Here is an 11,101-nt window from a genome sequence, read left to right as displayed (position 1 = left end):
AATTGGAGAATAGTCAACATGCGTGAGCCGTTTATTGCGGAGCTCCGCTAAGAAATGAGAATTCGCCATGAGCGAGACGTTACGCACGCCGACCATGGTGGCTTGGTTATTGGACGCTGGGCACTCGGAGTGAAGAACCGCGGCCAACTTGAACTCCATGTAAGGACGCGCCATGGCCAGGGCTCATACCGCCTTTCTTGAAATCCTTGTACGCCTGATCGGCCTCATTGGGCGGCGAATGCTCATCGGCGTGCGAACTGACCGAGCTGTTGTGCCAGACGTCCACCCAACCGCGGGCGTCAGCACCCATCATTCGGTTCTGAAGATGCCTTCGCAGCGCGTTCAAGGTGGTGTTTCCGCAAGAGGGCCTTGCTCTGAGACGGAAGCAACCGCCGAGACTGAGCGAGCATGCCATCCGCTTACGTCGCTCGGGTTGTGCTGAGGGAGCCCGTCGTGGGAGCACGGACATGGGCCGGCTTCGCGACCATGTGCACCGGCATGTTCATCGCGATACTAGACATCCAAATCGTCGCCACGTCGCTGCCGACGATCCAGTCGGCACTCGGCATCCCGCCGGACCAGATGAGCTGGGTCCAGACCGCCTACCTGACGCCCGAGGTGCTCTTGATCCCGCTCACGGGACTACTCACGCGCCTCATAACCATGCGCTGGCTCTTCGTGGCTTCCGTCTCGGTGTTCACGGTCGCATCATGCGGCTGTGCTGCAAGCGGCAGTTTCGCCACGCTGATAGCCTGGCGCGTCCTGCAGGGCGCTTCCGGGGGCACGCTCATCCCAGCCGTCTTCTCAGCCGTCTTCCTCTTATTCCCGGACGAGCGGCAGGGCATCGCGACGACCATCGCCGGCGTGCTGGCTGTCCTGGCCCCGACCACTGGCCCCGTCGTCGGCGGCTGGATCACCGAGACGTTATCCTGGCACTGGCTGTTTCTGATCAACGTGGTGCCCGGTACGCTCTCGGCTCTCGGCGGGGTGTGGCTACTGACGCGGGACCAGCCGAGCGGCCTGCTCCGTGAACTCGATCTTGCCGCTCTGTCGCTCTTGGCCGTGTCCCTTGCCTGTCTGGAGGTCGGCTTGAAGGAGGCTCCCGAGCTCGGCTGGGTAACGCCCATTACACTGTCATGTCTCGGGACGAGCATGCTCACGGCCGTCCTGTTTGTGCGCCGGACACTTGCCGCCCGGCACCCGGTCGTCCAGCTCACAATGCTCGCCGACCGCCGCTTCGCCGTGGGCTCTGCCCTCAGCTTCGCCTGCGGGGTCGGCCTCTTCGGCTCCGTCTACCTGATACCGGTCTTCCTCGGGTTCGTGCGCGGCCACAGCCCGCTTGAAATCGGCAAAATCATGCTCGTCACGGGATTGACCCAGCTCGCCACCGCCCCGCTCGCCGTCGCACTGGAGCGGCGCCTCGACGCTACGGTTCTCGCCCTTCTCGGCTTCGGCTTGTTCGCGACGGGCTCGGCCCTGAGCGCGACCCAGAGTGTCGCTACGGATTACGATGGCATGTTCTGGCCCCAGATCGTCCGCGGCCTCTCCATCATGCTCTGCCTGCTCGCACCGACGCGGCTCGCGCTCGGGCACTTGCCGCCAGAGCAGATTCCGGACGCGAGCGGGTTGTTCAACCTGATGCGCAACCTCGGTGGGGCCATCGGCCTCGCACTCGTCGACACCGTCATCTATGGGCGCGTTTCCGGCCACGCGACCGACCTCGCGGCGCGGCTCGCCTCCGGGGATGGAGAAGCGGCCCGCGCTGTCGGAATTCCCCAGGCCCTCTTCGCGGCCCATGCCGGCGAACCGGCCGACCCGGCGACTCGGGCCTTCGTCGCGCCGCTGATCGAGAGGGCGGCGCTCGCAGCCGCAATCGACGAGGCCTGGATCCTCATCGCCACGCTCACCCTTGTCGTGATCCTGGCCTTGCCGCTCGTACGCCGGCGTGCCGAGCCAACTCTGGAGAAAACACCATGACTGAAGCCTATCTCAATCGCATCGAGACCGTGGTGCCACCGCACGACGTGCACTCAGCCTTCCTAAGCTTTGCGCGCTCGCGGCTCACCCATGATCCGCGTCAGGTGCGCCTCCTGGCCCGTATGGTCGAGCGCAGCGGGATCGAGCACCGCTATTCCTGCCTCAAGCCCGGCCTTGAGCCCGAGAAGGGCCCCGTCGATGCCGGCGGCATCTACGAGCCGGGCAACTTCCCGACGACGGCCGAGCGCATGCGCCTGTTCGAGAAGTTTGCGCCGTCGCTCGCCGCGCAGGCGGTCGAGAAGCTTGAACTCGGGGAAGACCGCGATGGCATCACGCATCTGGTGGTGTCCTGCTGCACTGGCTTCTCGGCTCCCGGGCTCGATATCGACATTATCGAACGCTGTGGGCTCAGGGGCTCGGTCGAGCGCACGATGATCGGCTTCATGGGCTGCTATGCCGCGATCAATGCTCTGAAGGTTGCTCGGCATATCGTCCGGTCGGAACCGGGGGCCCGAGTCTTGGTGCTGAACATCGAGCTCTGCACGCTTCACCTCCAAGAGACTGGCAGCCTCGAACAGATCCTGTCGTTCCTCCTCTTCGGGGACGGCTGCGCCGCCAGTATCGTCTCGGCCGATCCTATCGGATTGCGGCTCGACGGTTTTCATGCGCTGCTCGCCCCCAATACGCGCGGGCTCGTGACTTGGCACATCCGGGAGTCCGGCTTCGACATGGTTCTCTCAGGTCGGTTGCCGGCCGCCGTGCAGGAAGAATTGAGCCATCGCTCCGAGGAGTTCTTGGCCGGAAACCGGGTGTCGGAGATCGGCGCATGGGCCGTACACCCGGGCGGGCGCACGGTGCTCGATGCGGTCGAGCGCGCGTTCGAGCTTCCGGCCGATGCGCTGACGGTCTCGCGCGACATCCTGCGCCGCTACGGCAACATGTCTTCGGCGACGGTCATGTTCGTGCTCAAGGCCATTATGGACCAACCGTCGAGCCGACGCGTGGGGTGCGCGATGGCATTCGGGCCGGGCCTTGTTGCCGAAGCGATGCTGTTCCGAAGAGCTGCGTGAGACACCACGAGGCTGGCACGTCGCGAAATTCTGCCAGAACTCCTTATCTTCTTATAGGAAACTGGGTCTGCTCGGATTTTGATTGATGACCTCGAGTTTCAACCCTTGAACTCATCGTCGTAACGACATGCGTGGTCGGTCAGCACCAAGGCCCCTCGGCGATTTACAGGCTGCAATCATGCCAGTTCTCGCGGAAACACCTGTGCCGGCGGCTCTCTGGATAGGGTTCGGATCATCTTAGTCTCTTCTTTCCTTAAGGCGGTGAAAGAGGCTGGTCCCGGTCGCCATCATCAGAGGCGTTCCAAAGGGCCTGTGGCGAATTTCTAGGGTTCACGGCTCGTTAGGCATACGGGCCGAACCTGCACCTCCGATTTCGGAGGGCCCCACGATCCTGAGCGCCATCGCCGCGAAGCTGAAGCGTCGGTCTCAGGACGATTTCAAGGGCCGCCATTTCGAAGCAGCGCTGATCGTGCAGGCGGTTTCCCAGTACCTGCGCTACCCGCTCAGCTACCGCGACATCGAGGAGCTGTTCCTCGAACGTGGTCTCGAGGTGGACCACTCGACCATCAACCGTTGGGTGCTCACCTACGCGCCGCCGATCGAGCGCCGGCTGCGCACCTTCCGCAAGCCGCACTGCGGATCGGTGCGCATCGACGAGACATACATCAAGATCCGCGGGCAGTGGCGCTACCTGTACCGGGCCATCGATAAGCACGGAAATCCGGTCAACTTTCTGCTGATCGCCCGGCGAGATCTAGAAGCCGCCAAACGCTTCTTCCGCAAGATGGTGGAGGATCAGCCGTTGTCGGCGCTCGACCGGATCGGCACAGATGGTGCCAGCACATACCCGCCCGCGATCGTGACTGCGAGGAACGACGGCCTCCTGGCTCGCACGCCGCTGCACTACGTCACCAAGCACCTGCAGCAGGGGATCGAGAGCGATCATTTCCGGGTCAAGAAGAACATGCCCAGGATCGGCGGCTTCCGCTGCTTCCACCCGGCACGGCGGATCATCCAGGGCTTCGAGGCCCTGCTGTGTCTACGCGAGGGCTTCGGCTTTGCCGGCGCCTGGACTGTGCGCGAGCAGAACCACCTGCTCGCGGTCTACTTCGGACTTCCAGCAGTTAACGAAGTCTGAGAACGGGGTCGGTCGGGCCAGTCCTGCGGCCTGCGCCAGCCGGGACCGTTCGTCGCCGCTTTAGCAGAGCGCTTCCGCAATGATCCGCTCCCAGGCAACGCGCTCGTCGTGATCCATGCGCAGCAGGTCCGCGGCAGTCGGCCATGGCCGACGACGTTCATGCACGGCGGCCGTCAGATCCGGCGCGGCATCGTCTTCGTTCTGGGTGGGCTTGTCCCGCGATGAAGCCAGCATGGCAATGCTCCTGGCTTGAACAATGGCGTGTCGCTCGAGCGGCTCGATTTGGAAGCGGTTGTTTGAATTCGCTTGCCCACTGCAGAGTGGACGCGAATACAGTCTGTCTCGGTCGATGTAACCTATCACATGCAATGATCAAGTTATCCAGACCATCGATTTTTAGCACCATATCAGGGTGCTATTGCTCTATACGCGGGTATGGATGATCGGCATTCGTCAGTGTGAGCGGCTCCATCCAGATCTCTAGATTCGGGCAGGCTGCGCGCTCCCCGAGTGCTGCGTTGCGGCCTCCTTCCGGCGCGCCAGGATGCCGGAGAGCTTGTCCATGTAGATGTAGACGACGGGCGTCGTGAACAGCGTCAGGATCTGTGAGACGATGAGCCCGCGGACGATGGCGTAGCCGAGCGGCTGGCGGATCTCCGACCCGGTGCCCGTTCCGAGCATCAGGGGGATGCCGCCGAGGGCGCGCACATCGTCGTCATCAGGATCGGCCGGAAGCGCAGCAGGCAGGCCTTGTTGGCGGCCTCCTCCGCCGAGGGCCCGCGTTCACGTTGCCCCTCAAGCGCGACATCGATCAGCATGATGGCATTCTTCTTCACGATGCCGATCAGGAGGATGATCCCGAGGATGCCGACCATGTCGAGCGGCCGGCCCACCAGCATCAGCGTGGCGAGCGCGCCGAGCCCGGCCGAGGGCAGCGTCGACAGAATGGCCAGGAGGTGGATGGTGCTCTCGTAGAGCATCCCGAGGATGATGTGGACCGCGAACAGGGCCGCCAGGATCAGCGCCGGCGTACTGCGGAGCGAGGTCTGGAACGCCTGGGCGTTGCCCTGCAAGCTGCTGGCCAGCGAGCACGGCAAGCGGAAGGTCAACAGCGTGCGCTGGTCCAAACCTACACGCGGCTGAACCTTCTCCCACCGCAGGCGGACGGGTCGGAGACCGCAATTATAGCCAGCTTCGAGACCCGCGACGTCCGTCTGGCCGAGACGCTGCCGGCGGACGAGGTGCCGGAGAACGCCCGACTGAGGGTCGACCTGTACGACCGATCGCTCGGCGAAGCCATCGGCACCGTATGCTGCAACGACCTGCAGGAAGCGGAACCCGCGCCGATCGCCCTGATGGACGATGCCGAAGCTCGGCTGCGCACCTGCTCGAACCGGAAGGCATAATGACTGACCTGTCTACAAGCCCGGAACGCAACCTGACCTTCGTTGCAGTGTGCATCGTCGAAGCCTACGTGGCGAACAACCACCTTCCGGCCTCTCCGGCCTACCCTATCTGATCGCGACCGTCCACCGCGCCCTAGATGGTCTTCGAAGGCCGCCGTAGCCGCCCGTGGCGACAGTGGACGTACTGTCCACGGCGGAGATCCGGCGCTCGGTCACGCCCGAGGCCCTGATCAGCTTCATCGACGGCCGGTACAAGACGCTGAAGCGGCACTTGGCGGTGCATGGTCTGAGTCCCTTCAGCTACCGGGAGCGCTACGGCCTGCCGGCCGACTACCCGATGGTCGCACCGGCCTACGGAGAGGCGCGGTCGCAGATTGCCAAGTCCATCGGCCTCGGCCGGCCGTCGGGCGCATGACGGCGACTCAATGCAGCGAACGGCTGCCGTTCAGGGCCTCCTCGATGCAGCGGATGATGGTGTCGCCGTCGGGCGGCTTGTTCAGGAAGCACTGAGCCCCGGCATCCAGGACGCGCCGCTTCACGGCCTCGGTCGGGAAGGCGGTCAGGAAGATGATCGGAAACCGGCGGCCGGCCGAGTGAAGTCGTGCCTGTAACTCGTCCCCGGTCATGGCCGGCATCTGGATGTCTGAGATCATGCAAGCCGGCTCCCTGTCGAGGGTGTCGCGCAGGAAGTCCGGCCCCGACCCATAGGTGCGGACGCGATAGCCGAGCGAGCGTACGAGGCTCGCCAGGGACGAGCGGACTGCCTCGTCGTCGTCGACGATCGCGATCATAGGTTCCTCGGTCATCGATCTTGCCTCGCCGCACTGCTTCTCGGAACGAGAACGCAGGGGTGGCATCCGGGTTCTATATAGCGGTCGGTCGACGCGCCTGGAACTATACGGAGGTTTGTCAGCGACTACTGTTGAGATGAAATCCCAAGCGTCTGCGCCTGTCGCACGAGTTCTGCCAAGGACTTGGCCTTCATTTTTCGCATGACGTTGCCGCGGTGGATCTTCACCGTGATCTCGCTGAGGCCGAGATTGCCCGCGACCTGCTTGTTCATCAGCCCCGCCGTAACCTGGGCCATGATCTCCTGTTCGCGAGGGGTGAGAGCGGCGTAGAGCGCTTTCAGATCCTCCTGTGCGCCCTGCTTGCTCCGGCGCTTCGCATCGCGCGCAATGGCTGCCGTCACGGCATCCAGCATGTCCTGATCGCGGAACGGCTTCGGAAGGAAGTCGACCGCGCCAGCCTTCATCGCCCGGACCGACATTGGGATGTCCCCGTGGCCGGTCATGAAGACGACGGGCAGCCCGATCCCGAGCCGCACCAACTGGTCTTGAAAGTCGAGACCGCTCACGCCGGGAAGCCGGACGTCGAGGACGATACATCCGGGAGTGTCCGGAAGGGTCTGTGCAAGGAGTTCCGCGGCCGAGCCGAAGAGCCGCGCCTCCAGATCGACCGACCGGAACAGGCTCCCGAGGGATTCGCGGACTCCTTCATCGTCCTCCACGACGACGACGAGGGGCTTCGTGGCAGGTTGCGGAGATGCCGGTGCGCGCGCGACGGGCTGGATCATGGTGAGACCCCTTCTGCGACGGGAAGCGTAAACGCGAAGGTGGCGCCCTCGCCGGGTCGGCTCTGAACCGTGAGGCGGCCACCGTGGGCTTCGACGGTGGAGCGGCAGATCGCGAGGCCCATTCCCATGCCCTCGTTCTTCGTCGTGAAGAAGGGCTCGAACAGACGCGCGAGACGGTCGTCGGCGATCCCGTGACCGGAATCGCGGACGGCGAAGGCCACCTGATCGGCCGCCTCCCGCTTCGCCCGGAGCGTCAGCCGCCGGGATCCGGGTATCGAGGCCATGGCCTGGGCGCCGTTCACCATCAGGTTGACGAGCACCTGCTGGAACTGCACGCGGTCGGCCAGAACCTCGGGCAGATCCGCGTCGATCTGCATGTGCACGGTCACGCCATTCTTCGCGAGCTCATGCTCGACGAGGAGCACCGCGTCCTCGATGACCTCGGCGGGATTGAGCCTGTCGCGACTGAGTTGACCCTTCGCCAGGAAGGTTCGGATACGGGTCACGATGGCGCTCGCGCGCTTGCCTTCGTCTATGGTCCGCGTCAGCGCGCTCGAGACTTCGCCGAGATCCGGTACGTCCCGGCGCAACCAGCGCAGCGCGGCCTCGCCGCTGGTCACGATGGCCGCAAGGGGCTGGTTCACCTCATGGGCGATGGAGGCAGTCAGTTCGCCCAGCGTCGCCACACGGGCGGCGCGAGCCAGGTCCGCCTGTGCGGCCAGCAGCGCATTCTGGGCCTTGTCGCGCTCGGTCACGTCGACGACGAAGACGAGCACCTCGCCGTCCGAGCCCTCCTCCTCGCCTGGGAAGGTCAGGCCGAAGAGCACCGGGACGCGCCTGCCGTCGACGGTCCGCACTTCCGTCTCGCCCTCGAAGAAGCGGTCGCCGCGCGCGAAGGCGAGGACCGATTCGGCGAACGTCTGGTCCGTCTCGCTCAGGATGTCCTTGAGGGAGCCGAGGAAGGTCGGGACGCTGCCGGCGCCCGTGATCGCGAGCATCGCGGGGTTGACGTCCACGATCCTCACCAACGCTTTAGCCCGCTCGAGAAATTCAGTGCCGTGGGCGAGATGGGAGGCAAGATCCTGGACGCCGCTCCGCTCGAGCTTCCGCAACTCCGAACGGACCTGCGACCAGTCCTGCTGCTGCAGGCCGGCACGGCTCGCATCGAACATGCGCCTGTAGCGCCGCTCGCTTTGCGTCAGCGCAGCGTGGGAGGCTTCCCGCTCGGTGACGTCGCGGTGGGTCTCCAAGACGCCGGAGGGACGGCCTCGTTCGTCCCGCTGGATCGCCCATCGGCTCTCGACCACGATCTCGAATCCGCTCTTGGTGCGCTGTCGGACGACGCCCACCCACCAGCCTCTGCAGAGGAGCTCCGCCTCGATTCCCGTCCGGTCGGACGGGTAGCGGGTCCGGAGGAGGTCGTCCGCCCTGCGCCCGATGGCCTCGCTCCCGGTCCATCCGTAGCACTCCTCCGCCCCACGGCTCCAGAAGGTGATCGGGCCGGCGGGATCGCGCACGAAGATCATGTCGTGCGATAGGTCGAGAAGCTGCGCCTGTGCGAGGAGCTTTTCGGAGGCCTGCTGGTTCTGCAAGGAGAGGAAGGTCACGATGCCGGTGGCCGCGAGGCTCACCGCCGCCCGGATCGTCGGCGAGCCGACATGGTGCCAACCATGCGACATGAGATAGGCGGCGGCCGTGAGCACGACGCTGGCCGCCGATGCGAGCATGAGGTCGCGTCGGGAGATCTTGGCGGCGAGGAGGACCACGACGACGTAGAGGACGGCTACCGCTCCCTCGAGCGGCGTCAGCGTGTCGACGACGAAGATCGCGAGCGCCAGAAGACCGGCGGCGAGTCCCAGGGGGATTCGACCCGTGGGGGGAGCGCCGGGGCCGAAGTGGATCTCGCGGGCTACAGAGGTTGCCATGACGGGCCGCTCCGAGAGACCGATTCGGATCTGTCATGCGATAGCCATACCGGCGACAGGATCCTGCAACACACAGCCTCTCAAATGGTTGGGTCGGATACCAGTTTGTCAGGCCGCCGAGATCGCGCCGTCATAGAATTCTATCACGGGAACCACGGCTTCGGGTCGTCGGGATGATTTCGATGCGCGACATCCCTACAGAGTACCGCCTGATGTACCAGCGGTTCAGGGATGCTCACGAGGCTGCCGCAGCGGCGTGACAAGCCTCAGTACGTTCCTCAGGCAGCCAGAAGAACCGGAACCAGCGCTTGTGCCGCGTGGCGGGAGTTGCGGTACCGCTCATCAGTCGTCACCTCGGGCCCGATCCAGGACGGTAGAACCACAGGCTGGTCTTCGTGGGGAGGCTCGATCACTGCCAGGATCAACCCGGCTAGGTTGCCGCCGAAACCGTCCACGTCCCAATCAGGGCCGGCGTGCTCGACACGGTGGCGGGTCAGGGGTTCGCGCGATCCTCTGGGAACTGCGAGCCTAACGTGTGACAGGCCGCATAAGGATTCGAGCGGGAAGCCTGCGCGATCTCATAAGTGTCCGTTAGGACGTCCGGTAGACCGCCAGCCACCAACCTTCCGCATCTCTCAATCCCGAACGGGCGGCCGACTCAGGCAACGCAGCCAAAGCTTGCTCCCGGGGTGCGCCGCACGCTCTCAGAAGGTCGTATCCCCTGGCCTGAGCGGGCCTGTCGCAAACGCTCCCGCGGGAGCAGGATGGGCCGGATCGACCCCATCAGGCCCAGAAGAAGCACTATAGTTGACGATCACCATGCGAACGTATGGGTTGACTAACCGAGCGTCTGATTTTCGGGGCGCCGGCCCGGCGTAGATTAATAACATCCGCCTCCGAAGCCGCCCTCATGTTCGCGGCCGGCTCCCGGTGAAGCCGGCTCAGGGCGCGCGTAGCGCCAGCAGGAGATTACCATGACCGTACACTTCACCCCCGGGCCTTGGCAGGCCCGCCTTGGCCGGGTGTTTGGATCCGACGGCCGAGCCATCGCCCGGCTCCCCGTGCATCAGGTCGCCGCCTACGAGCGGCAAGAAGCGAACGGGCGGCTTATCGCCCACGCGCCTGACTTGCTCAGCACCTTGAAGCTCCTGATGCGGGACTTCCTAGCCGAGGCCGAGAGCAACCGCGGGCACGAGCCGCGCACCGGCGAGCTGCCCCATGCGTACCACGTCGCACTCTCCGTCATCCGGGGCGCGGAAGGTGAGGACGTCGAGGCCGACGGGAGGGTGGCGTAAGCCACCACTTAGCAGGAAATATCCATGTCCGTTCTAACCGGCCTCTTAGTGTTCGTGCTGGTAGTAGCTGTGCTGGCCTCCAGAGGCCGCCCGGCGGCCTTCCTCGGCTGTCTGTTCCTACTTGGCCTCTGCTGTGTGATCACGCTCTCAAGCCTTAAGGGCTTCGTGCGTCCCACCTCCTGGCAGGGATTGCGCCCTAGAGGCGCTCCAGAACCGTCGCAAGCTGGTGAAGGGGATCGAGGTCACATGTCAGGCAAGCTGTCCGCCATTGCACTGTCCGCCATCTCCGTCGTCCTCTTGGGCGGCACGGGAATCCCTGTTCTCGCGGCCAGCGGCACCGGGAAGCCGAAACGCTATGACGGGAAGTGGAGCGTCGAGGTGATTACCGAGATGGGCACCTGCGACCGCGCCTACCGGTACGGGATCGTGATCGAGAATAGTCAAGCCCGCTACGCTGGCGGCAACGACTTCACCGTGTCCGGGGGCGTCCAGCCGAACGGGGCCGTCCGGGCCGTGATTTCTCGCGGCAGCGACTCTGCACGCGTGGTCGGCCGCCTCTCCGAGGGTTACGGCAACGGCACTTGGACGACGGCCGGGTCCAGCCCCTGCGGCGGCCGCTGGGACGCCGAGCGGCGGGGCTGAGCGCTCTCGCCATTATGCCAGTGAGATCGGCGGAGGCAGCGCCCATGCGCCAATTAGGCCGAGGCATCCGGC

Annotated in this window: 10 protein-coding genes and 2 pseudogenes; 7 read left to right on the top strand and 5 right to left on the bottom strand. The window is 64.9% G+C overall.

The features are described from left to right. The first annotated feature begins 408 nt into the window (after positions 1-408). From F6X53_RS04015 to F6X53_RS04005, 3 genes are all read left to right on the top strand, one after another. A complete protein-coding gene (locus F6X53_RS04015; RefSeq protein ID WP_150997474.1) occupies positions 409-1,977 on the top strand; it encodes a DHA2 family efflux MFS transporter permease subunit in 1,569 nt (522 codons plus the stop codon). Further along, positions 1,974-3,047 (top strand): type III polyketide synthase, encoded by a 1,074-nt coding sequence (locus F6X53_RS04010; protein ID WP_150997472.1) that lies wholly within the window; start codon positions 1,974-1,976, stop codon positions 3,045-3,047. Before F6X53_RS04015 ends, F6X53_RS04010 begins: the two co-directional genes overlap by 4 nt. Positions 3,048-3,435: 388 nt before the next feature. Continuing rightward, positions 3,436-4,185, top strand: a complete 750-nt coding sequence (locus tag F6X53_RS04005; RefSeq protein ID WP_150997470.1) for an IS6 family transposase — start codon at positions 3,436-3,438, stop codon at positions 4,183-4,185. A 60-nt stretch (positions 4,186-4,245) separates the two neighbouring features. Here F6X53_RS04005 and F6X53_RS32110 read toward each other — a convergent pair whose 3' ends face one another. Together F6X53_RS32110 and F6X53_RS04000 are read right to left on the bottom strand one after the other, a co-directional pair. Next, complete coding sequence (locus F6X53_RS32110; protein ID WP_191970681.1) at positions 4,246-4,419, bottom strand: hypothetical protein; 174 nt, start codon at positions 4,417-4,419, stop codon at positions 4,246-4,248. Positions 4,420-4,665: 246 nt separating this feature from the next. After that, positions 4,666-5,282 (bottom strand): annotated as a pseudogene (locus F6X53_RS04000) (efflux RND transporter permease subunit); the annotation flags it as partial. On the opposite strand from F6X53_RS04000, the gene F6X53_RS32105 reads away from it, so the two are divergent. Together F6X53_RS32105 and F6X53_RS33950 are read left to right on the top strand one after the other, a co-directional pair. Then, the gene (locus tag F6X53_RS32105) at positions 5,178-5,591 is read left to right on the top strand and encodes a hypothetical protein (RefSeq protein ID WP_191970700.1); all 414 of its coding nucleotides are present in this window, start codon (positions 5,178-5,180) and stop codon (positions 5,589-5,591) included. The pseudogene F6X53_RS04000 and the gene F6X53_RS32105 sit on opposite strands and share 105 nt — an antisense overlap. Further along, positions 5,591-6,006, top strand: a pseudogene (locus F6X53_RS33950) (Ros/MucR family transcriptional regulator). The gene F6X53_RS32105 and the pseudogene F6X53_RS33950 overlap by 1 nt, the downstream one beginning before the upstream one ends. 7 nt (positions 6,007-6,013) lie before the next feature. Here F6X53_RS33950 and F6X53_RS03990 read toward each other — a convergent pair. The 3 genes from F6X53_RS03990 to F6X53_RS03980 form a co-directional block, all read right to left on the bottom strand. After that, positions 6,014-6,397 (bottom strand): response regulator transcription factor, encoded by a 384-nt coding sequence (locus tag F6X53_RS03990; protein WP_150997468.1) that lies wholly within the window; start codon positions 6,395-6,397, stop codon positions 6,014-6,016. A 110-nt stretch (positions 6,398-6,507) separates the two neighbouring features. After that, on the bottom strand, positions 6,508-7,167 hold the full coding sequence (locus F6X53_RS03985; protein ID WP_150997466.1) for a response regulator transcription factor: 660 nt from the start codon (positions 7,165-7,167) through the stop codon (positions 6,508-6,510). Then, positions 7,164-9,092 carry a PAS domain-containing sensor histidine kinase gene (locus tag F6X53_RS03980; RefSeq protein WP_150997463.1) on the bottom strand — a complete coding sequence of 643 codons (1,929 nt, stop codon included), beginning with the start codon at positions 9,090-9,092 and terminating at the stop codon, positions 7,164-7,166. The genes F6X53_RS03985 and F6X53_RS03980 overlap by 4 nt, the downstream gene beginning before the upstream one ends. A 974-nt stretch (positions 9,093-10,066) precedes the next feature. Here F6X53_RS03980 and F6X53_RS03965 point away from each other — a divergent pair. Both F6X53_RS03965 and F6X53_RS03960 read left to right on the top strand, forming a co-directional pair. Next, positions 10,067-10,387, top strand: coding sequence for a hypothetical protein (locus F6X53_RS03965; RefSeq protein ID WP_150997461.1), 321 nt, complete (start codon positions 10,067-10,069; stop codon positions 10,385-10,387). Positions 10,388-10,633: 246 nt separating this feature from the next. After that, on the top strand, positions 10,634-11,029 hold the full coding sequence (locus tag F6X53_RS03960) for a hypothetical protein (protein WP_244965517.1): 396 nt from the start codon (positions 10,634-10,636) through the stop codon (positions 11,027-11,029). Positions 11,030-11,101: the final 72 nt, after the last annotated feature.

The organism is Methylobacterium soli, assembly GCF_008806385.1.
In the GTDB taxonomy this organism is placed as follows: domain Bacteria; phylum Pseudomonadota; class Alphaproteobacteria; order Rhizobiales; family Beijerinckiaceae; genus Methylobacterium; species Methylobacterium soli.
Note: the sequence above shows the minus strand (reverse complement) of the source record. Positions and strands in the feature narration are given on the sequence as shown.

Bases quoted from the DNA above. Each gene is read 5' to 3' on its own strand.
- F6X53_RS04015 (WP_150997474.1), top strand. From the start codon at position 409: ATGCCATCCGCTTACGTCGCTCGGGTTGTGCTGAGGGAGCCCGTCGTG.
- F6X53_RS04010 (WP_150997472.1), top strand. From the start codon at position 1,974: ATGACTGAAGCCTATCTCAATCGCATCGAGACCGTGGTGCCACCGCAC.
- F6X53_RS32110 (WP_191970681.1), bottom strand. From the start codon at position 4,419: ATGCTGGCTTCATCGCGGGACAAGCCCACCCAGAACGAAGACGATGCC.
- F6X53_RS03990 (WP_150997468.1), bottom strand. From the start codon at position 6,397: ATGACCGAGGAACCTATGATCGCGATCGTCGACGACGACGAGGCAGTC.
- F6X53_RS03985 (WP_150997466.1), bottom strand. From the start codon at position 7,167: ATGATCCAGCCCGTCGCGCGCGCACCGGCATCTCCGCAACCTGCCACG.
- F6X53_RS03980 (WP_150997463.1), bottom strand. From the start codon at position 9,092: ATGGCAACCTCTGTAGCCCGCGAGATCCACTTCGGCCCCGGCGCTCCC.
- F6X53_RS03965 (WP_150997461.1), top strand. From the start codon at position 10,067: ATGACCGTACACTTCACCCCCGGGCCTTGGCAGGCCCGCCTTGGCCGG.
- F6X53_RS03960 (WP_244965517.1), top strand. From the start codon at position 10,634: ATGTCAGGCAAGCTGTCCGCCATTGCACTGTCCGCCATCTCCGTCGTC.